This window comes from Shewanella marisflavi, from assembly GCF_002215585.1.
GTDB classification, from domain to species: Bacteria; Pseudomonadota; Gammaproteobacteria; order Enterobacterales; family Shewanellaceae; genus Shewanella; species Shewanella marisflavi.
On record NZ_CP022272.1, the window covers coordinates 693266 to 713890 of the forward strand.

General features: G+C 52.2%; 18 protein-coding genes. 2 read left to right on the top strand and 16 right to left on the bottom strand.

Annotated elements, in window-relative coordinates; genetic code table 11:
* Positions 1 to 6: 6 nt before the first annotated feature.
* The 14 genes from CFF01_RS03105 to CFF01_RS03165 form a co-directional block, all read right to left on the bottom strand.
* Entirely contained in the window at positions 7 to 795 is a 789-nt protein-coding gene (locus CFF01_RS03105) for an ABC transporter permease (protein WP_088905860.1), read from the bottom strand.
* Positions 796 to 804: 9 nt separating this feature from the next.
* A complete protein-coding gene (zapE, locus tag CFF01_RS03110; RefSeq protein WP_088903820.1) occupies positions 805 to 1935 on the bottom strand; it encodes a cell division protein ZapE in 1131 nt (376 codons plus the stop codon).
* A gap of 88 nt (positions 1936 to 2023) precedes the next feature.
* Positions 2024 to 3469, bottom strand: coding sequence for an OmpA family protein (locus CFF01_RS03115; protein WP_088903821.1), 1446 nt, complete (start codon positions 3467 to 3469; stop codon positions 2024 to 2026).
* A gap of 70 nt (positions 3470 to 3539) precedes the next feature.
* Positions 3540 to 4928, bottom strand: a complete 1389-nt coding sequence (locus CFF01_RS03120; RefSeq protein ID WP_157704929.1) for a hypothetical protein — start codon at positions 4926 to 4928, stop codon at positions 3540 to 3542.
* 95 nt (positions 4929 to 5023) lie between these two features.
* Positions 5024 to 5425: a hypothetical protein gene (locus CFF01_RS03125; protein WP_088903823.1), complete on the bottom strand. Its 402-nt coding sequence runs from the start codon at positions 5423 to 5425 to the stop codon at positions 5024 to 5026.
* Between the two features lie 207 nt (positions 5426 to 5632).
* Positions 5633 to 5764 carry a hypothetical protein gene (locus CFF01_RS19350; RefSeq protein ID WP_269768273.1) on the bottom strand — a complete coding sequence of 44 codons (132 nt, stop codon included), beginning with the start codon at positions 5762 to 5764 and terminating at the stop codon, positions 5633 to 5635.
* A 40-nt stretch (positions 5765 to 5804) separates the two neighbouring features.
* Positions 5805 to 6482 (bottom strand): hypothetical protein, encoded by a 678-nt coding sequence (locus tag CFF01_RS03130; RefSeq protein ID WP_088903824.1) that lies wholly within the window; start codon positions 6480 to 6482, stop codon positions 5805 to 5807.
* A gap of 121 nt (positions 6483 to 6603) precedes the next feature.
* Entirely contained in the window at positions 6604 to 7062 is a 459-nt protein-coding gene (locus CFF01_RS03135) for a hypothetical protein (protein WP_088903825.1), read from the bottom strand.
* 164 nt (positions 7063 to 7226) lie between these two features.
* Complete coding sequence (locus CFF01_RS03140) at positions 7227 to 7844, bottom strand: helix-turn-helix transcriptional regulator (protein WP_088903826.1); 618 nt, start codon at positions 7842 to 7844, stop codon at positions 7227 to 7229.
* A gap of 274 nt (positions 7845 to 8118) precedes the next feature.
* The gene (locus CFF01_RS03145; protein WP_088903827.1) at positions 8119 to 9552 is read right to left on the bottom strand and encodes a M16 family metallopeptidase; all 1434 of its coding nucleotides are present in this window, start codon (positions 9550 to 9552) and stop codon (positions 8119 to 8121) included.
* Positions 9549 to 10976, bottom strand: coding sequence for a M16 family metallopeptidase (locus CFF01_RS03150; RefSeq protein WP_088903828.1), 1428 nt, complete (start codon positions 10974 to 10976; stop codon positions 9549 to 9551). The genes CFF01_RS03145 and CFF01_RS03150 overlap by 4 nt, the downstream gene beginning before the upstream one ends.
* Before the next feature lie 25 nt (positions 10977 to 11001).
* Complete coding sequence (gene norR / locus CFF01_RS03155) at positions 11002 to 12537, bottom strand: nitric oxide reductase transcriptional regulator NorR (protein ID WP_088903829.1); 1536 nt, start codon at positions 12535 to 12537, stop codon at positions 11002 to 11004.
* Between the two features lie 174 nt (positions 12538 to 12711).
* Positions 12712 to 15003, bottom strand: coding sequence for a nitric-oxide reductase large subunit (locus tag CFF01_RS03160; RefSeq protein WP_033538665.1), 2292 nt, complete (start codon positions 15001 to 15003; stop codon positions 12712 to 12714).
* Positions 15004 to 15277: 274 nt separating this feature from the next.
* Positions 15278 to 16204: an LpxL/LpxP family Kdo(2)-lipid IV(A) lauroyl/palmitoleoyl acyltransferase gene (locus CFF01_RS03165; RefSeq protein ID WP_088903830.1), complete on the bottom strand. Its 927-nt coding sequence runs from the start codon at positions 16202 to 16204 to the stop codon at positions 15278 to 15280.
* A gap of 105 nt (positions 16205 to 16309) precedes the next feature.
* On the opposite strand from CFF01_RS03165, the gene hldE reads away from it, so the two are divergent.
* Both hldE and CFF01_RS03175 read left to right on the top strand, forming a co-directional pair.
* Positions 16310 to 17740: a bifunctional D-glycero-beta-D-manno-heptose-7-phosphate kinase/D-glycero-beta-D-manno-heptose 1-phosphate adenylyltransferase HldE gene (gene hldE, locus CFF01_RS03170; RefSeq protein ID WP_088903831.1), complete on the top strand. Its 1431-nt coding sequence runs from the start codon at positions 16310 to 16312 to the stop codon at positions 17738 to 17740.
* Positions 17737 to 18573 (top strand): hypothetical protein, encoded by an 837-nt coding sequence (locus tag CFF01_RS03175; RefSeq protein ID WP_088903832.1) that lies wholly within the window; start codon positions 17737 to 17739, stop codon positions 18571 to 18573. Before hldE ends, CFF01_RS03175 begins: the two co-directional genes overlap by 4 nt.
* A 115-nt stretch (positions 18574 to 18688) precedes the next feature.
* Here the strand turns inward: CFF01_RS03175 and CFF01_RS03180 are convergent, their stop codons facing one another.
* Together CFF01_RS03180 and CFF01_RS03185 are read right to left on the bottom strand one after the other, a co-directional pair.
* Positions 18689 to 18973 (bottom strand): hypothetical protein, encoded by a 285-nt coding sequence (locus CFF01_RS03180; RefSeq protein ID WP_052125547.1) that lies wholly within the window; start codon positions 18971 to 18973, stop codon positions 18689 to 18691.
* Between the two features lie 265 nt (positions 18974 to 19238).
* Entirely contained in the window at positions 19239 to 20621 is a 1383-nt protein-coding gene (locus CFF01_RS03185) for an NAD(P)(+) transhydrogenase (Re/Si-specific) subunit beta (protein ID WP_033538661.1), read from the bottom strand.
* Between the last annotated feature and the right edge of the window lie 4 nt (positions 20622 to 20625).

Below are 20625 nucleotides of genomic sequence, written 5' to 3' on the forward strand. Positions count from 1 at the left end.
CAGAGGTTAGCGGATTCGTTTGATGAGCAACTTGCCACTGTGATCTAGGCTGTGACGTAGCGCCAGGCTTAGGGCGCAGGCGACGCTCAGGCTTAACATGACCAATATTGCCAACATGATCACCAGTTGATATTTCACGGCGACTAAGGGGTCACTGCCGCCGAGGATCTGTCCTGTCATCATACCAGGCAGGGTGACCAGCCCCATGGTGCTCATGGCGGCTATGCTGGGGGCAAGAGCCTGCTGCAGCGCGTTTTGCAGAAAAGGAAAGGCCGCCTGCCAAGGCCTCGCGCCTAGGGCGAGACGTCCCTGATACTCTTCTTGTTTCTCTTCCAAGGCGCTAAAAAGACGTTGCAGCGCCAGTATATTTCCTGACAGGCTATTGCCCAGTAACATGCCCGCTAGGGGGATCAAATATTGCGCTTGATAGACAGGTGTGGGTTGCAGCAGCGCCAGCAGCAGTAGCCCCAGTAGTGGCAAGAGGCTAATGCAGAGGCTAAAGAGGAGCGCCGGCATTAATCTGCGTTTAGGCAGTTTAGCCCCGCCTAAGATAGCGCTGGCACCCACTATCAACATGAGTGCTAACCAGAGCAGATTGACCCAGAGGCTTTCAAGGTTAAACAGAAACTTAAGGTAGATACCCACCAGCAGTAACTGCGCCGTCATGCGGGTGGCGGCCAGTAGCATGGCTCGGCCCTGGGCCAGTCTAAATCCCCAATTGATCCCCAGTGGCACCAGCAGAATCAGCATAAACAGCCCGAGTGATAACCAACCTATATCCAGACTCGTCTGCATCTCCATGGTTTATGCCCTCTGCTTTGGCCGAACTGTGCTCAGGTATTGCCGCGATTGCATCTCGATCAGGCGACTGATGGTGCGTCTAAACTCGAAGGCTAGGGCGCCCGGCGTATAGAGTTGCTCCAACGGCAAACTGGCTTCGAGATAGAGTTTAACCCCTTGATCGTAGAGCTCATCCACCAGGGCGATAAAGCGTCTCGCCGGATCATCCTTGGGTGCGTAGTTAAGCTGGCGGTCACCTGCGGCCACCGCCGCGGCGCCATCTTCAGTGCCTCTGGCGCGGATCCAGCTGCGGGGCGTGCCCCCAAGGGGAGGCACATCGCTTAGTAACAGAGTGTCGAATTGGCTGGCGATGGCAATATAGTCGAGCTGAGAGCGCGGACCGCCGCACAGGGCGTCGAAGTCGAGCCAGAGGGTGGAGCTACCCCGGCGGATAACGCTAATCTCTCGGCCTAAGATGGTTAGCGGCGAGTCGCTGCCGCCTGGCTCCAGCTCGTCGAAGCGCTTGGCAAACTCTCCCTCACCATGCAGAAAATAGGTCTGCACCTTGTCGAGATGACGCAGGCGATGATCCACGCCGCCATCAAGGTGCAGGGCATCTGTATGTGTTTCTAACAGGGCGATACAGGGCAGAAATCTGTCTCTTGCCAGCCCATTCTCATAGAGGCGGGCTATGGGGGTATTGGAGGTGGCGACCAGGGTGATCCCCTCGGCAAACAGGGCCTCAAACAGGCCGGACAGTATCATGGCATCACCTATGTCGCTAACGAAGAACTCATCGAAGCAGATGACTCGGCAGCTTTGGCTGAGTTTACTGGCGATGCGCCTTAAAGGATCGCGCTTGCCGCTCTCGGCCTTGAGCTCATTATGAACCCTCTCCATAAAGCGATGAAAATGCAGCCTTAGCGCCATCCCTTCTGGCAGGCTCTGACAGAAGAGATCCATCAGCATGGTCTTGCCACGCCCTACATCGCCCCAGAGATAGAGTCCCTTGGCGGGCTGATCTTCTGATTTATGTTTTTGTAAGGCCTGATAGAGGGCCTCTAGGCATAGTATGGCCTGATGTTGAGCCGGGTCGTCGACAAAGTTCTCCTGGGTGAGTAGATGTTGAAAACCTTGTAGGGGAGAGCGCGACATGAAATGACCCAGGTAGTGAGCGGACGGCCATTATATCAAGATGTTATCAATTAAACAGCGCCCACAGGGGCGCCGTTTGATGATGCTGCTATTGCATGTCTGAGCGCAGTACCAGTTCGACACGGCGATTACGCTGTCTACCCGCCTCGTCCAGGTTGTTGGCCACGGGTACATATTCCCCTACGCCCATGGGGCTGAGCTGCTCCTTGTCTATGCCGTGAGATTGGGTGAGGGTGGCGACTACCGCCTTGGCCCGCTGCTCTGAAAGCCCCTTGTTGTAGCCTTGCTTGCCCTTATCATCCGTGTGACCCACCACATAGAAGCGCTGCTTAGGGTGGCTCTTAAGGTAGGTGGCCAGGATGGTGATCACTTCATCTGCTTCGGGCAGCATCTGATCGCTGTCAAACTTGAACAACAGGCCATCCAGCGCCACGTGGCCCTGCTGGGCGATCTTATCTTTGAGTCCCTCGAGATCTATGACCACTCTGTCGTCGACGAGTTTGGTCTCTTCTACCACCTTTATCTCGCTCCACAGGCCGCCATGATAACCTGTGATAAAGACCATGGCGTGCACAGCGCCCTCGGGGCGCTCTAACTTATATAGGCTGTAATATTGGTTTTCATCGAAACCTATATGGATCAGGGTTTTGATGCGACGTTCGATGAGATCTGTCTCACCGCATTTTAAGCCCTGGCAGTGAAAGCCGCGCACAAAGCCTAGTTTTTCCAGCGCCGCCTTATAGTTAGCGTCGACCTCATACTCCGAGTAGCCCCTTGGGAGTTTATAGCCAATGTCGGTGACCTTACCTTCTAGGGTCTTAATCTTGTGTTGGCCCTGTTCAACACCGTCAAATACCAAGGTCTGGGCATAGCCCTGTTGATGATATTTTTGGATGAAGGCACCGGGGAGCCTGGCGATCATCGGGTGATCCTTCGAGCCTTGGGTGTCCTTATTGCCTCTGTCTTTAAACTCGGTCTGGCTGACCTCGCTTGTCAGGTAGGCCTGGTTGGTGGCAAGCAGACCCAGCGGCTCGTCAATTACCTCGACGATATCCAGCTGTAGGCCAGCGCCGTTGTGCCAATTAGCGCCATAGACAGAGAGGTAGAGCTGTTTCTTGGTAAGCGTCAGCTTGGCGGTTAGCAGCGCGGGTGTCTTCTTGGGAATGTCGCTGAGCGGCGCTATCTGTTTTGAGAGTTTGTGGTCATCGCCGCAGGCTTTCTCCTGGCACTCGAACAGTATTGTGCCGCCGAGTTTTTCGATCTGAGCCTTATAGTTGTTGACGGCGTGGGAGGCCAGGTAGCTGCTTGGCAGCTTGTAATTGATTCGTTTCAGCTGACCGGCAACCGTCTGCGTCTGGTAAGTGTTTTTGTCGACGCCAATCACTAGGTCAAAGGGGGTGTAATGGCGCTCATGTTGTTTGTAGAGCTTACCCTCTGGTAGTGGCTGAAAAGGGAGGTCATTGGCCTGAGCCAGTCCGCTAAGGCCTAAGCCGCTGCATAAGGCGAGTGTGAAGGCGAGAGTTTGGGGTTTCATCTTAATTCCCTTTAAGTTTCTGAAAGGTTTGCTTTATCAATATCTGTTTTGTGTATATTGCACGCCCCACTTAAGGCGCGGGGCAATCGGTCATTATGGTGAGCCCCTGCATCGATGCCTGGCGTTGCATGAGGTCGGCCATGGCCTGTGGCGATAGGCCTTTGTAAAGCAAGGCAACATTTGGCTGTTCTGCGAGCGGCTTCAAGGCGTCGCAGCGGGTCGGCGACATGATGGCAATCGACTCGGCCTGGGCGTCTGCCAGAGCCTGCCAGTCTTGGCTATCGACCTCGCTGAAGCTAAGGTTGCCCTTAAGTGCCTTGAGGTCACCAAAGGTGATGATTTGACTCTGCTCTATGCTCAGCAGACTGAGATGGTTAAGGCTTGCCAGCGCCGACAGGTCGGTCAGCACGCCGCCCTGCAGGCTCAGTATCTCCAGGTTAGATAGCTTGCTCAGCCGGTTTAGGCTGACGGAGGCGCTGGATAGGCGGCAGCTCAACACAGTAAGCGCCTGGGCCGATGTCAGCCCCAGTTGCGAGACCTGCTGCTTGATACAGGCATCGAGCGCCTCGTCTTGCTGGCTAAGCTTGTCACTGTCGGCAGATTTTGAGTCAGAAGTGCTTGGAACTGCTGCATTATCATCGGGGCGGTTAGCATCCGCGCTTTCAATATCAGTCCCGTTAAGATCTGGTGCGTTAATGCTTGATTCGTCCGAGCTAATTTCATTAAGGCTAGATTCTGAATGCTCTAGCCCTTCAGGCTCGGATGTCGATAGGTTGGCCGCTTCTACCACTTCGGGTAGCCGCTCGGCCATAAGCCCTTCGAGCAGGAGGATATCCTGGGCGACTTCCGGCATGGCCTGGGTAACATAGCAAAGTTTGCTAGTCTCCAGCAGGTTGATCAGTATCGCCGCTTTGCTCTGACCGATATTTATCGCCATCAGAGCCGCGTAGGCTTCCCCTTGGTCTTGGGTCTGGGCTTGGGATTGAGTCAGGTCTTGCAGCTGGTTGAGATAGTCTTGTACCTCGTCTCTGGTCTGCTGAAATTGTGCGAGTCGTTTGGGCTGATAACAGCTGGAGTTTTTGTCGATTCGCGCGAGGAAGGCGCGATAGCGCGGCAGATAGTCGTTGGTCAGGGTTAACATCTTGCCTGCGGTGAGCGCCATCTCACCGATTAAGGCATCTTGCAGTAGCGGCCTGGCATCCTGGTATTCGTCAAGCTTGTTAGAGAAGCTCTCCATCTGCTGATTGTGTTTGCGACTGAGCTGATGGGCGCGCTCGGTCAGCGGCGTCGTTTCCCGTTGAAACTGTTTGATGGCATCTTTGTCTGCGCCGGTATCGCCGTACGCTAGGCCGCTAATTGAAACTAAGCTCAGAGCCGAGGTCAGCGCCAGTGCGAGCAGCACCTTGCTGCCGAAATTGGATATGCTTTTGGAGTTCCTAAGGTCTTGAGTAAATATCACGACTTAGCCTTTTCAGAGGGCGAGCGCTGAGGGATCCAATCCAAGGATTGAGGCGACTTGGCATCGACGCTCGTGCCCATACCAAGTCGATTAGGTTAGAAGTAGAGGTTGTCTACTAGCTTCTCGTTGACATAGAGCTCGCACTTATCGGCGGTGCTGCTCTTAGAAGATTGCACTATGCTCGCGATGGCGCCGAAGGCACCGCCTTGATTACCCAAAACAGAGCCGAAGTAGCAGTGGCTTCTTACGGCAAAGTCTTTGTAGTTCGCCTTAAGGTTTTGGGTAGGAGTGTAAGGGGCGAATCGGCCCTGCATGATAGGGTCGCCGTTGACGCTGAGGATCAAGATGTTTTTCTTGTCGTGGTAGCTGCCGTTAAATTTGAGCACTTTGCCATCGATTTCAACCGTCTTTTCCAGTGCCATGCGCGGGCCGGGATCTGAAGCGCAGGCGGTCAATAACAGGGCTAAGCTCAGGGCAGAGAGTGAAGCAATTTTCATTGATATAGTCCTTTATATGGGAATAAATTGTCCTGAGTGGAGGGAGGGCTTTGAAGACGAAATGTTCATCAATATGCTTTATTCACAACCACTTAAAATAAGCCTTTTGGTTTATTTGTTTGCGATCCTATCGCAAAATATCGGCCGGAAACATTATTCTTTCGGGTGTATTTCGGCGGTTAAATCGGCGAAAAATATTTCCTCGATCTACTTGTCGAGACCAAGGTATTGGCTCAAGAAGACGGTATCGACCCATTTCAGATTTTCCAGCAGGTGATTGAGTGAGTTCATTGTGATGAAAAGTCCCTTATTCTTCCCTTTAATGCTATTGCCATCCATGGTTTGTGCATTTGGTTAGCTCCTTGTTAAGTTGACGGCCTTACAGAAAATACTCTTTAAACAGCAAGCCAGTTACCGCTACAAGGGCGACTAAGGGAAAGGCGACAAACAGGCTACGAGCGACGATGGCCAAAGAGTGTCGACGTTTTTGCAGCGTGATTGGGTAGTCGAAATAGACCAGCAGGTAAAGTAGTGGCTTAATCGGGAAGTAGAGGCTCTTTAAACAGATTGATTGGCCCGATTCGAGTTTGATGATGAGTTCACTGACATCGTAGCTGGTGCGCAGATCGCGTGTGCTTGGCCAATAACGCACGCCTATCTCCTTTATGTCTCGTCGCTGAATTTCCACAGGGCCCGCTTTGGTATCGATAAGGCGACTGCCGGGAATGCTGAGCCTTTCAGCGTTAATTTGGCAAACTTGTTTTCCCCCTCGGCCATAGATGCTAGTGATGAACAGTTTTTTGAGGATCAGATAGCCTAAGAGGGCGGCGATGTTTAGCGTAAGCCAGTCCTCGGGAAGCATCAGGCTAGGATTGATAAAGGGCAGAATGGCCAATGTCAGTGGGCCAATGAAAAAGAGTATTTCTAACGGTAAGGGCAGCGGATAGAGCAGCCTAGATGACTTAAGGCGAATGTTGCTGTCGCTAGTTAGTTGATTCTTTCCCTTGAAATCTGTGGTACCAAACCAGGGAGTGTCGTCAAGGGTTAGCTTTTCCATGCCTTTCGAGTCCTTTCAAGTTGGTTGGGCTTGTGATTACCAGCTAAGATGTCCAAAAATGGCAGTCAAATTGCCCTGAACTGCGCTAAGAATGTCTCAGATAATAGGTGTTAATTCAAGGCTATAGCCGTAACGAGCGGAAATACCAGCTGTCACCTATGCGTAGGTATTTGCAAGCCGTCGCGCTACTGTTGCCTTTGTTACTGGCGATATAGAGGTCTACCTCCTTGGCCTCTAGCGCACCTAACTTCTCTTGCTCGACTTTGGCAGCCTTGGCTGACGTTACAGCCTTGATTTTTATGGTGTCAGGCTTAGCTTGGTATTCTTTAACATATTTACCATGGCGATCGGCGAGCTGTTTCCTCAAGGTTTTTTCACCGAAGATGCCTAGCCAGGGCTCGGGAAGTTCTGCCACATAGGCGTCGAAGTCCTCTGCGGCGTAGATATCCAGCATCTTGATGCAGCGCTGAGCCAAGGGGTCATCACTGAAATTTTGCTCGGTCGATGCTTGGAGGTTGGTTGATATTAGCGTTCCCGCTAATGTTCCCATTAATACTAATGCCATCCATGGTTTGTTCATCTGGTTCGATCCTCTCTAAATCATACTGCAATGGAGTTGGAGAACGGTGACAGTTGCCTAACCCGTTCCCTATTTAAGGTTGGCCACCCACACTCTATAATTTTTATTACATAATAAGTTTGATTATTACTCTTTTCATCAAAGTTGTTATTTCTGTATTTTTATCACTGGTTATATTTAACCAGGAGTTGTCCACGGCTCTTACAGTCGGTTTTTTTGTAAATGTTTTGTAAATGCATTTTGATGGTATTTATTGAAACATTCATTTTATTTGCTGCTTCTGAATTGCTCAGGCCCATACAGATAAAAGAGAGCACCTCTTTCTCCTTCTTGGTGATGCCTTGAAACAGTGCATGTTGCTCGGAGGGTTTAGAAGGTTTTTGCTGAGTCTGAATATAGTGCGACAGGGCGCTCAGGCTGAAAAACAGGTTGCCCTCGAGGACATTATCTAACATCTGCATGATGGCATGTGCCGGGCTGCAAGCCTTGGTTGCTCCACTAAATCCATGTTTTATAAGTGTTAGCTCGTCATCCATCGAGAGGTTTTCGCAGATAGCGATATGTTTACCCGCTGATAAAAGGTCAGGGTCTATCAGGCCAAGTTCGCTTTGTACGTCTTTGAGGAAATGAAACAGAATTTTTGGGGTTTTCTGGGTGTTATTCCAAGTGGTCAAGGGGGTAATACTGGTATTGACCTTTAGATTGAGTAACCCAGAAATATTCTTTAATAGCTGAATATTTTTAGTCGATTTACTCAGGGTAAATAATTCACCATTATACATTTCACATCCTTATGAGATTTATAATGTACTACTTTGTTACTAATAGGGTGTATTTATTTTGTAGAGCGTAATACTTTATTATGAATGAATTATTAAACGCTCGTTTATTTTCCCGTATTCTATATAAGGAGGAATTAATATCAAGGGGTGCGATTCATCATCTGTGTAAACTTGGTAGACATCGATAATCAAGCATCTGTGAAAAAGTGGTATGCGTCTGTGCCTTAAGGAAGGTGGTGAGACAACACCTTGCGGCCTCACCTTTGACATGAGGCTAGTCTATCGAGATGAGCTTGAGCTGCCAGTTGGGAAGTTTTTCTTCAAGATCTGGCCTGATGCGCTCAAGGTCGCCGCGAATGACGATAACTGGCACATGATTAAAGGTTTGCTGTGCTAAGGCTTGTAGCGCCTCGGGTGTCAATTGCTGCCAGAGTAGGAGTCGGTCTACCCTAGAGTCCCTTTGTGTTTGCCGGGCGAGCGCTTGGCTATAGTCTTCCATGCGCTTGCTCGAATCATCCTGTCGCAATGCGATCTGGCTAAACTGAGAGGTCTGCAGCGCTTCAAATTCGGCCTGTGATGGTGGTGCATCGGCCGCCAGCGTCAGGTGATCTAAGATGCCACGAATGAAGGCGCCCGTGTGCTGTTGTTGAGTGGCGCCGTAGTATTTGAGAATTCGGGCCATAGGATTGTTGAAGCAGCGGCCGTAGATACCATAGGTGAGGCCGCGCTGCTCCCTGAGATCGTAATAAAGACGTCCCGAAAAGCTACGTCCGAGCCAGTGACTGAGGGCCTCACAGGCAAATGCCTCTTGGCTGCCAGCCTTGAGTGGCAGGTGATAGCCGATCCGCACCTGAGTCTGCACAGTGCCGGGCGCATCAATAACAAATAACTGTTTGCCGTAGGGGCTAAAGATATCGACGAAGTTTTCCTCGTGTTCTGCTGTCTTGCCCAGCTCACTCAGACTGGCGGTAATTTGTTCCTTTGAGGGGCTATCAACTTCGTGTATTCCCTCTAGCACCAGATGCCACTGGCTCTGAGCCTTGGTTTGCTCGACCAAAGTGAGTAGTTGAGGCAAGTCCAGATCTTGCTGTAGTGCCTTGTTATTTAATGCCTTATTGTAGGGATGTGCGTTGCCGAGGATCTTCTCGGCCCAGACCTGTTCAATCTCGCTGCCGGTAAAGGCCTTGATATGCTTGTCCAGAGCCAGCTGGCGCCTGAGCTTGGCCAGATCCAGCTCGCGATAGGCATCTGGTGACCAGCTTTCGGCTAGAATATCGACCGCCTGCTGCAGTTCAGATGGCGGACATTTGAGGCTAAGGCGCAGGCTGTGAATGCTGGGGTGAATCGCCAGTCTTTCGATACAGGGCAAGTCGTGACGATTGGCAAATCTCAGGCGGAGTTGATCGAGCGCCCCATGCAAAACATCCAGGTTTTCATAAGGGGCATTTGGACTCACCGCCACCAGATGTATGCCGAGCAGTTGCGACGGGGGGCCTGGGAGTCGGTGCAAGCTTAAATTGGGCGACAGTGGCACAACCTCAGGTAATGTTATCGCCTCAAAGTTGGTTTGTATTACTGCTGGCGCATTGGTCGGTGCGGTAAAACCTGGGATCTTGGGAGCTTCTACTGGTGTAAAGGTCAGCTGGGTTTGCTGACAGCCACTGCTCCAGAGGCAGCAGCCGAGTAATATTAGCGAGGTTAGTCTCATAGCACTTTCTCCTCCAGCGAGTCAGATACGCCTTCGGGTAACCACTCTAATATCGCCTTGCCCCAACGAATGTACCAGGGTGGCAGTAGATCCAGACGGACATAACCCGGGCTCAGGTACTGTTGGGTGACTCTTTGGATATCCTCCGAAGTCACGGCTGCAATGCGCTCCCAGGGACCCGAGAGTGGCTGCTTGAGATCCCTTTGCTGGCTACTGCTGAGCAGATTAGCCAGTCCCACGTCGTTGTCGAGTTTGCTCAGATGGCCTAATAGCCAGCGACGCTTGAGTTGGGTTAGCTCTTTGTCGGTGATCCCTTTGTCAGCCAGTTGGTCGACCATTTGGCTAATGCGCTGGCTGAGCTCGTCGAGTGAAACCTTAGCCCTGGGCACCAAAATAAGATTCATCACGCCCAGATGTTCCATGGTTAGCGGGATGGAGTAATGCAGCAGGGTGTCAGGCGTCTTAAGCTGGTACTGCTCCAACATGCTAGTGCGATTTTGTAGCAGATAATCTTCGACTAAGGTGATCGCCGCCGCGTCTTTGTCCAAGGCGCCTACCGTGTGCCAGGCTAACAATAATCCCGGCCAGGGGCCGCGGCCATCGACTATCTCCCCTTGAACCGGGTGTCTGTCGACCTTAAGTGGTGTGAAGTTGGCGAGCGGAGTCGTGGGCTTCTGCCAGGCGCCGAAATATTGCTCGACCCAGGTGCGTGTCTGTGCGGGCAGGTCGCCGACGATAGCCATCTGCATCGCATCGGGGCGATAAAAGTCATGATGAAAACGGCTCAGGCTGGCAGGCGTGGCCGCGGAAACATCGTCAACCGAGCCGATCACGGCATGGCCATAGGGGCTGTCTTTTATCTGATTAAGCAGGAACTCCATGGCTGGGCGGATATAGGGTTGGTTATCTATCGTGGTGGCCATCTCTTCGAGCACGGTTTGCTGTTGATTGCGCACTGTCTCGTCGCTGAGTCTGGGCCGGATAAAGCGATCTGACTCGAGCCAGAGGGCTAACTCTAAGGCCTGGCTGGGCAGGTTGACATAATAGTTGGTGGCATCGAAGAAGGTACTGGCATTGAAGCGGCCACTGTAGGCACTCATGGTCTGGCTGTAACTATCACCCGGGGCATTTTCGCTGCCCTTAAACAGCATATGCTCGAACAGATGAGCGTAACCCGACTCTCCCTCTGCCTCGTTGCGTGAGCCGACGGCAAACTGGCTGGAGATGGCCACACTCTGCTTATTTGGCAGTGGTAGCAGATGGAGTTTCAGGCCGTTGTCCAACTCATGGTAGCTCAGTTGCTGCTCTAGCTGATAAAGCGGAGCGGCTAACGGCTCCAGGCTTGCCTCGTCAGCCATAGCACTTAAGCCTAGCAGACTAAGCAGGGCGATGAGCAGTGGTTGAGCGTGTCTAGAATTGGGCATCTTATTGTTATCAATGATATTCGAGTTATTTTAACCCTATCCGTTTTGCCAGGCGGTGTAAATTCCCCGAGTCCACTTCCAGCGCCCTGGCGGTGGCGGCCCAGTTGTCGTCATGTTGTGCCAGCGACTGTCGAATAAAGTCTGCCTGAAAGGCTTCGGTAGCCTGTTTGAGGCTGCCGCTATACTTGTGGCTGAACGTACGGTTTTGGGTAGGGACGATGCGCGGCGTTGTGTTGGCAAATTCAAAATGTTCAGGATTGATCAGGCCATTGCTGCCTGATGACTGGGCTCTGGCCAAAATGGCGGCGCGGTAGAGGCTATGTTCCAGCTCCCGGACGTTGCCGGGCCATTGATAGCCCTCTAACATCGTCAGACTGGCAGGGCTTAGTCTCAGTGTCTGTAGCCCAAGTTGCTGGCGGCAGCGCTCGACAAAAAAGCCGCTTAGCAGGGTGATATCTTGCTCCCGCTCTCGCAGTGGCGGCGCCACTAGAGGAAAGACACTCAGTCTGTGATAAAGGTCGGCACGAAAACGTCCCGCCAGTACCTCATTTTTCAAGTTTTTATTGGTGGCGGCGATGATCCTGACATCTACCTTGAGGCTGCGATCGTCACCTACCCGCTGCAGATCGCCATATTGCAAAACCCTGAGCAGCTTAGCTTGCAGCGTCAGAGGCAGCTCGCCTATCTCATCGAGAAACAGTGAGCCCTTGTCGGCCATCTCAAATTTACCGCTGCGATTGCTGACCGCGCCGGTAAAGGCACCTTTTACGTGGCCAAACAGTTCACTCTCGGCCACAGACTCGGGTAAGGCGGCGCAGTTGAGGTAAACCAAAGGTTGAGCGGCGCGCATGGAGCCTTGATGGATCTCGTGGGCAATCAGCTCTTTACCCGTGCCTGTTTCCCCCATGATCAACACATTGAGATCTGTTGGCGCCACTACGGCGATCTCCTGCTTGAGGCTGTTCATTACCTGTGAATGGCCAATGATCTCCTTGTTGCCCTCCTTGCTCTGGCCTGCGCTATCGCCTTTGTCCCACTGGGATTGCAGTGCTTGTTTCTCCAACTTGTCGATCAACAGGGCATTGTTGAGGGAGGCCGAGGCGATGGCGCTTATCCCTCTGAGCTGTTCGTTGGTGAAAGATTTAAACTGATCCGGGTCGAAGCCGTCTATGGTTACCGCACCTATCAGGTTGCCATCGGCCAGCAGCGGCAGGCCGATACAGGCGTGGACGGTGAGGTTGTCGCCTTGGTTGGGGATCAGGCCATCGTAGGGATCGGGCAGATCGCTGTCGGCGGGAAAGCGCACCACATCACCAGCGCGGGCGATCGCCTCGAGCCTGGGGTGCTCATGCAGTACAAAGCGACGTCCCAGTACATCTGGGCTCAGGCCATTGATGGCCAGGGGAGTAAACTGCTGTCCTTTGAACTCCAGTAACGCGGCGGCGTCGCACTGCATGCTTTCCCTGATGGTATCGAGCAAGCGCGAGAACCTGTCATGATTGGACAATCCCGAGGTGATATCTAACGCCATACGCGTCAGTTGGGTTTGACTTAATGCCATGGGGTCTCCGAAATGTAGCGCCTATGCCAAGGCATATCCTTCTTCGTTGGCATGCAGCGGCTGTATTAGGATGAAGTATATGTCAATTTAACAGTAATGTTTATTGTCATTTTTACACTTACTTTGAGGGTAAAAAGGGGTCGATATGACCCCTTTGTCGAGTGATGTTAGGCCTTATGCTTTAGCCGATAGCGCTGCATCGGCCACAGGCTCAGTGCCTTTAGCACTAATGGCCTTCTTGATGATGTCGAACAGGAAGGCACCGAGGAACAGACCGCCTGCACCGAAGACGACGTCACCAGGGACACGCATCCAGACCAAGGTTTCTACCAATGGGCTGTGGATCACCTCTGGTGAGCGGGCGAACCAGTAGCCGTTTTCGATGACGGCGAAGAACTGAGTCAGACCGACAGGTAGCAGTGACATGAAGACCATGGCTGCGAGACCAATATTTAGGCTCCAGAAGGCACCTTTAAGCAGCTTCTCATTCCACTGGATATTGCCCGTCAGACCACGCAGACAGAAGAGCATCAGACCAACACCCAGCATACCGTACACGCCCATGAAGGCAGCGTGGCCGTGAGTTGCCGTGGTGTTCAAGCCTTGGATGAAGTAGAGCGCGATAGGTGGGTTAATCAGGAAGCCCAGTACACCGGCACCGACTAAGTTCCAGAAGGCGGTCGCGACGAAGAACATGATGGCCCACTTATAACGTATCATCCAAGGGCTGGCGTTACGCATACGATAGCTTTCGATGGCTTCGAAACCGATCAGGGCTAGTGGAACGACTTCCAGTGCCGAGAAGATAGCGCCCCAGGCAATAACACCTGTTGGTGTACCTGTGAAGTAGAGGTGGTGCAGGGTACCGATAAGACCACCAGTGAGGAAGATAACCGTGGCGAAAAGTACGGCGCCGTTGGCGCTGCGGGCACGGATAAGTCCAAGACGCACTAGCATCAAAGCGATTACCGAGGTAGCAAAGGTCTCGAAGAAGCCTTCAACCCATAGGTGAACAACCCACCAACGCCAGTATTCGGCTATGGCTAAGTTAGTGTGTTTACCCATGAAGAGGCCGGCACCGTAGAATAGACCGATGGCAACACAAGAGGCGTACAGCACCCAGATCACGGGGCGCATTTCGCCTTGTTGTTTAAGGGCTGGACGAATAGAGGCGGTGACCAGTGCAAGCCAGATCAACAGACCCGCCAGTAACAGTACCTGCCATACACGACCGAGATCGATATATTCGTAACCTTGATGACCGAAGAGGAAGTTAGTGTCTAAGTCGAAGTACTGCTGTACGCCGATCCATTCACCAGCCATAGAGCCCAGCACCACAACTACCAGCGCCACCCAGAGGACGTTGACGCCCAGGCGTTGGAACTTAGGCTCGTAACCCGACAGCGCAGGCGCTATGTAGAGGCCGGTGCCAAGCCATGCGGTGGCAATCCAGAATACCGCCAACTGAGTGTGCCAAGTACGGGTGACAGAGTAAGGCAGTATTTCCGACAGTGGGATACCGTAGAAGTTTTGGCCTTCGACCGCATAGTGGGCCGTGATACCACCTAAGACTATCTGCAACAGGAAGAGTCCCACGGCAGTGACGAAGTATTTACCTACGGCCTTTTGTGAAGCGGTAGGCTTCTTAAGGAAGAGTGGATCTTGGTCCGCTGGTGTTGGCAGTGGCTCATGCTTACCCGATGCGTGATGCCAAACTAGGGCACCGATACCGGCGATCAGGGTGACAATACTTAAGATTGACCAGACGATGTTGTCTGAGGTCGGAGTGTTACCCAGCTGAGGATCGAATGGCCAGTTGTTGGTATAGGTGTAGTTTTGACCGTCACGTTCGGTAATTGCCGCCCAGGCGCCCCAGAAGAGGAAGGCATTAAGCTGCTGACGACGCTCAAGGTCAGGCACTGTGCCTTCTTTCATGGCGTACTGTTCACGCAAAATAGACAGTTCAGGGTCGTCACCAAAGAGTGACAGATAGTGCTCTGAGACTTGCTCTATGGCCTGAATACGCGTGTCTGACAGGCTGATGCGAATGTCGCCATTAGCTTGGGTTGTCAGGGTATTACGACGCATATCTTCACGAAGTGACTGCTCTAGGCCTGCTTGTTTGATCGAATCCAACTCATTAAAGGGGCGGTTATACTGCGCCTTGGCGGTGATATCCAGCCAGGCCTGCGCCTCTCGGTGCAGCCAGTCGGCGGTCCAGTCTGGGGCGACATAGGAGCCATGACCCCAGATGGAACCCAGTTGGTGTCCGCCCATGGAACGCCAAACCAGTTGACCACGCTCAATATCGTTTTGGGTGAACAGGGGCTGCCCCTGAACATCGGTAAAGGCAGTGGGAATAGGGGGTTTTTCGCGATAGATGTCACTGCCTATGCTCAGCAGGACAGAGAAGGAAGCGATAAGTACTATTAAGAGTGCTATCGCCGTTAGCCGTTGTTTATTCATAGAGCCTCTCAGCGCAATATAATTGTTGGTGTGGAGTACTCTGCTATAGCAGCTAACGTGCCACTATTTTAAGTTTATGATTTTAAATGATTTGCTGTCTGTTGGTGTCTTATTGATTTGTCAATATGACAATTGCCATCAAGTGTAGAAATGACACCGCATGTCATATTGACAATTGTTGTATGTGGGTGTCGATTTGATACTTTTTGAGCAGTTTAGTGGACGTTATCAAGCCAGCCCGAGGGCTGGCCTTTGGGAGATAAACACGGCAGGCTTAGCGATAAAGCGAGGGATCGTCTTTATTGGGACGTGTTTTAAAGCGTCTGTGTAGCCACATATATTGCGCCGGACTGCACGAGATGATGGACTCTATGATGCGGTTACCGCGCTTGGCATCCTCTACCTCGTTTTCGCCGGGGAAATCCTCAAGTGGCGGTTGGATCTCTATGGTGTAGCCCTTGTCATCTGGGTTGCGTACTACGACAAAAGGCATCACCTTGGCCTTACCCAGTTTAGCTAGTGTGGTGGCGCCCGTGATGGTTGCCGCATCTGGTACAGCGAAGAAGGGGATAAAGACGGCGCTGGAGCGACCAAAATCCTGATCGGCGGTATACCAGACCACATTTGGGTTTCTCAGGCTGCGCACCATCTGTCTGATATCTCGCTTGTGTACTAACCCTTTGTTAGAGCGCAGGCGCCCCTTGACCTGAAGGTATTCCATCAGTGGATTATTGTGGGGACGGTAGACCCCAACGCCTGGCTGAAATTGACCCAGGATGCGTGCCCCCATCTCAAGTGGTAGGCAGTGCACCGCAAACAGGATCACCCCCTGACCGGCTGCCAGTGTGCTTTCGACATGTTCTCGCCCTTTTATCGTCATGTGGCGTTGAACTTTCTCATCATTCCACCACCAGGCATTGGCGATATCGAAAATAGCTTTGCCTGTTTCTTCAAAATTTTGCGTAAGCAGCTGTTCTTGTTCCGCCGGACTCATCTTGGGAAAGCAAAGCTCGATATTGCGTTTGGCAGTATTGACGCGGCTGCCTGCAAGTTTCATCGCCAGTCGACCTATGCCTTTTCCCAGTGTCATCTGTGCCCGCAAGGGAAGCAGCTGTGTCAGTCGCATCAGGGCAACCCCGAACCAGATTAACCAGTATTTTGGATGAAAAAATTGTGAGGAGAATTGTGCGTTTTCGACCACGGCTGACTCTACGGGGTTAACAAAAATTACTGCTTATTCTAACTCAATTTGTGTAGAAAATTAGGTATAATCAGGGATTAATTTTCGCAAAAAGATAAGTGCCATATGAAGATTTCTCTGCCTGCTTTTGAAAAAGCTAAAGTTCTGGTCGTCGGTGATGTGATGTTAGACAGATACTGGAGCGGCCCGACGGGGCGTATTTCGCCTGAGGCGCCAGTGCCCGTGGTAAGAGTGAATCAAATTGAAGACAGACCCGGCGGTGCGGCAAACGTTGCTTTGAATATCGCCACCTTAGGTGGTCAGGTGCGCCTTGCAGGCATAGTGGGCGAGGATGAAACAGCTACTGCACTGACGCAGGGGGTTGAGGCGCTAGGCGTTGTGCCTAAGTGGCACAGAGTGGCTCACCTACCAACCATCACTAAGCTCAGAGTGATGTCCCGTAATCAGCAGCTGATCCGTCTCGATTTTGAAGAGGCCTATCCGGCCGAGCAGAGTCAGGCGCTGCTGGCTGGTGTCGAAGCTGAACTCGACAGCGTAGCCGTGGTGGTGTTGTCCGACTACGCCAAGGGTGCTATCGATAAGCCAGAAACCTTTATTGCCAAGGCGAAGGCGAAAGGGGTTAAGGTGCTGGTGGACCCTAAGGGGAGTGACTTTTCACGCTATCGCGGCGCCAGCCTGCTAACTCCTAACATGAGTGAGTTTGAGCAGGTGGTCGGTAAAGTTCAGGATGAAGCGGATCTGGTGGCAAAGGCCAAGCAATTGTTAGCTGATTTCGATTTTGAGGCGCTACTGGTGACGCGCTCAGAGAAAGGGATGACACTGATCACTAGAGATGCCCCCGAGCTTCATATTCCCACCGTTGCCCGAGAAGTTTATGACGTCACTGGCGCCGGTGACACGGTGATCTCGACCCTGGCCACCTCGTTAGCGGTAGACTGTGAGCTACCAGTCGCCTGTGCCCTGGCCAACACAGCCGCAGGCATTGTGGTGGGTAAACTAGGTACCTCTACCGTGAGCCGCATCGAACTTATTGCCGCGCTGAATCTCAGTCATGGTGAGAGTGGTTATGGCGTCGTCAGTGAAGATCAATTGGCCTATGCCCTCGAAGAGGCAAAGCTTAAGGGCGAACGCGTGGTGATGACCAATGGCTGTTTCGACATTCTGCATGCCGGGCATGTGAGTTACTTGCAGCAGGCGAAAGCGCTAGGGGACAGACTTATCGTGGCCGTTAACAGCGATGAATCGGTGAAGCGTCTTAAGGGCGATGGTCGCCCGGTTAATAAGTTGGAGCGCCGCATGGCGGTGCTGGCAGGACTCGCATCGGTGGATTGGGTTGTGCCCTTTAGTGAAGATACACCGCAGCGCATCATCTCACGGCTATTGCCAAGCAAGCTGGTGAAGGGCGGCGACTATAATGTCGAAGATATCGCTGGTGGAAAAGAGGTGATTGCAGCAGGAGGCAGCGTTGAAGTTCTAGGCTTCGAAGACGGTGTCTCTACCACGGCCATCATAGAAAACATCATGGCTAAGCAGTGATCCTTGAGACGTTTCTGATTGCCAGTGCTTGGTTTTGGGCGCCAATGCCCTCTGGCCAGGCATTGGTGTGTCAAACGTCTCAGATAACCGACTGTCTGGCCGAGCTTCCGCCTAAGGCCAGAGCCCAACTGCCAGGCGATCCTCAACTCTTGCTAACGCAGATGGGGCGGCGCGGTGCCATGGTCAAACCCTTGTCGCACCCTCAAGTGACAGGTTTGGTATTGTTGGCCAAGGAGCGGATACCTAGCGCTTATTCGGCGCTCTGGAATGGTCAGGTCTATGTTTTGCCGATTGCTCAGGGCTATCAGATGACCTTGGCCCACGAGCTAGGACATTTGGCGGTGAGTCGTTCAAGCTCGGTTTACTTGCAAACTGATAAGCTGAGCCCCTATCAACACGAATGGTTGGCTGACTTTTATCTGCTTTGGTCTCTGGCCCGGGCTGGGCAGAGTGAGACGCTAGCCTGGCAGCAATACCATAGACGTAATCTAGAGGTATTTGAGAGTGTGACGGCCATTTCTCATTGGTCACCACCCATGTTGTCGCAACTACTGGCGCGCTACACTTGGCAGGCCCTGGGGCAGTTTGACGATTTCGATAGTCTCATCAATGCCATTTACCCTGAGTTGGTTCAATATGAACAGCAGGAGCTCGACGAGTTTGCCAGTCTGATCCAACGTGTCTTTGGGGCCGGCACAATGCACAATTTACCGCAATATATGTTTTGGCGGCGGCCTAAAATGGGGGAGTTTATTCGCCCAACCATACGTCATATGATGGGCGAGCCTGCGGCGGAGCAGTGGTTGATTCAGCAGTCGATGCAAGGTGAGTAACTTATACCTGGGGCGACCAGATAAACGGCAAGCTGAAGCTGTCACAAGTTGGTCAGCAACAAGTTGGTTAGTAAAACGTTGAGCAGTAAAAAAGGAGCCTAGGGCTCCTTTTTCATTATTGCTTTCGAGGTGGACGTCGTTCACGCAAAACGATATCGGGATTAAAGTCGATATCTCCATCATCGTCTATGGTCGCGAGTTGATCTTCCTGCTTGGCGATGGCAGTACTCATTGTGGGTGTCTGTCTGACAAAGAGTAGCTGGTAGCCAAGTTTCGCTAAGGTGTAGAAGGCGAATCGCTGCGCCGTCGTCAACCTATCCCAATGTTCGTTAGCGTGAGCCTGAGAAACGCGTCTATCATCGAAAGATAGCAGTCCATTATTTAGCACTTGAGTTTGCATTTTCAAAGCCTCTTTAGGAAACGCTAACATGAGCATATGGTGATTATATAATCAGATGTGAACTCATTATGCAAGTGATTCACTTAGCCAAAACGCGGCCCCACAGCTTAAGTATAGTCGAAATGTTTAGATAACTTTCCATCTCACGGTGCAGGATTTTTAGCTGGAAAAGTAAACTGCTATCGAATCAATAAGATTTATCTAATTTTATTTTCTTTACCCAATAAAAAAGGCCGTCATGCGGCCTTTTTGACTCCTTGATACCTTAATCGGCTTCTTTAAGCGATTGAGTCAGATCCACAATCGCCTTCTTACCATCACCAAACAGCATGAGGGTGTTATCTTTGGCAAAGAGTGGGTTAGGTAGACCGGCAAAGCCTGGGCTCAGTGAGCGCTTAACTACAACCACGGTGCGCGCCTTATCGACGTTGAGGATTGGCATGCCATAGATAGGGCTCCCCTTGTCTTCACGGGCCATGGGGTTGGTGACGTCGTTGGCTCCGATGACGATGGCGACATCTGTCTGCTCAAACTGAGGATTGATCTCATCCATCTCGATAAGTTGCTCGTAAGGTACTTCGGCTTCGGCTAGTAGCACGTTCATATGGCCGGGCATACGACCAGCCACTGGATGTATGGCATACAGCACCTGGGCACCGCGCGCTTCCAGTACAGAGGCCAGTTCACGCACCGCATGCTGGGCTTGTGCCATCGCCAGGCCATAGCCAGGAACGATCACCACACGCTCGGCGGTTTCAAGGAGCATGGCCACCTCTTCAGGCGAAGAGGAAGTGACCTTACCCGCATACACCTCATCGGCATCTACGGTTTCACCGCCTTCGGCCATGACGCCAAAGAGTACGTTAAACAGTGAACGGTTCATCGCCTTACACATGATCTGCGTCAGGATGATCCCCGAGGCGCCAACTAAAGAGCCTGAGACAATCAGCACAGTGTTGCCTGTGATGAAACCTGTGGTGGCCGCCGCAATCCCCGAGTAGGAGTTAAGCAGGGCGATAACCACGGGCATATCGGCGCCGCCGATAGGCACCACTAGGAAGAGTCCTAACAGCAGTGAGACTGCTACCAGACCATAGATCAGTCCGGTATTCGTTGGCTCTAGCACTAGGCCAACGGCGAGTGCCAGCGCTGCGAGCAGCAGAGTGGCGTTGATGAACTTGTTGCCTGGAACCCGAATAGGGTTACCCGAAATAAGCTCCTGTAACTTAGCGAAAGCCACGAAAGAGCCCGACAGGGTCACAGAACCAATCAGTACCGTCAGGCCGATAGAGATCAGCGCCACAACATGGGTCGCCGAGCCAGGATCGAGGAAGCTCGCCAGGGCGATAAATAGCGAAGCACCGCCGCCGAAGCCGTTGAGTAGCGCCACCATCTGTGGCATGGCAGTGACCTGGATCTTGGTCGCCATCACGGCGCCTATTGAGCCACCCAGTAAGATACCGGCAATGATCCACTCATAACTTAAGATATTCTTGTCCAGTAGAGTAACGACAACGGCGATAAACATGCCGAGGGCCGACAGCTGGTTGCCGCGCACGGCGGTACGAGGCTTGGTCAGCCCCTTGATCCCTAAAATAAACAGACTCGCAGCCACAAGGTAGGCGAGATAGATAATCGTCATACTCATGTTG

What these genes read in the sequence shown, in the direction of transcription:
- zapE (WP_088903820.1), bottom strand. Translation starts at nt 1,935, where the DNA reads ATGTCGCGCTCTCCCCTACAAGGTTTTCAACATCTACTCACCCAGGAG.
- CFF01_RS03135 (WP_088903825.1), bottom strand. Translation starts at nt 7,062, where the DNA reads ATGAACAAACCATGGATGGCATTAGTATTAATGGGAACATTAGCGGGA.
- CFF01_RS03140 (WP_088903826.1), bottom strand. Translation starts at nt 7,844, where the DNA reads ATGTATAATGGTGAATTATTTACCCTGAGTAAATCGACTAAAAATATT.
- CFF01_RS03160 (WP_033538665.1), bottom strand. Translation starts at nt 15,003, where the DNA reads ATGAATAAACAACGGCTAACGGCGATAGCACTCTTAATAGTACTTATC.
- CFF01_RS03180 (WP_052125547.1), bottom strand. Translation starts at nt 18,973, where the DNA reads ATGCAAACTCAAGTGCTAAATAATGGACTGCTATCTTTCGATGATAGA.
- CFF01_RS03105 (WP_088905860.1), bottom strand. Translation starts at nt 795, where the DNA reads ATGCAGACGAGTCTGGATATAGGTTGGTTATCACTCGGGCTGTTTATG.
- hldE (WP_088903831.1), top strand. Translation starts at nt 16,310, where the DNA reads ATGAAGATTTCTCTGCCTGCTTTTGAAAAAGCTAAAGTTCTGGTCGTC.
- CFF01_RS03150 (WP_088903828.1), bottom strand. Translation starts at nt 10,976, where the DNA reads ATGCCCAATTCTAGACACGCTCAACCACTGCTCATCGCCCTGCTTAGT.
- CFF01_RS19350 (WP_269768273.1), bottom strand. Translation starts at nt 5,764, where the DNA reads ATGGATGGCAATAGCATTAAAGGGAAGAATAAGGGACTTTTCATCACA.
- norR (WP_088903829.1), bottom strand. Translation starts at nt 12,537, where the DNA reads ATGGCATTAAGTCAAACCCAACTGACGCGTATGGCGTTAGATATCACC.
- CFF01_RS03130 (WP_088903824.1), bottom strand. Translation starts at nt 6,482, where the DNA reads ATGGAAAAGCTAACCCTTGACGACACTCCCTGGTTTGGTACCACAGAT.
- CFF01_RS03145 (WP_088903827.1), bottom strand. Translation starts at nt 9,552, where the DNA reads ATGAGACTAACCTCGCTAATATTACTCGGCTGCTGCCTCTGGAGCAGT.
- CFF01_RS03115 (WP_088903821.1), bottom strand. Translation starts at nt 3,469, where the DNA reads ATGAAACCCCAAACTCTCGCCTTCACACTCGCCTTATGCAGCGGCTTA.
- CFF01_RS03185 (WP_033538661.1), bottom strand. Translation starts at nt 20,621, where the DNA reads ATGAGTATGACGATTATCTATCTCGCCTACCTTGTGGCTGCGAGTCTG.
- CFF01_RS03125 (WP_088903823.1), bottom strand. Translation starts at nt 5,425, where the DNA reads ATGAAAATTGCTTCACTCTCTGCCCTGAGCTTAGCCCTGTTATTGACC.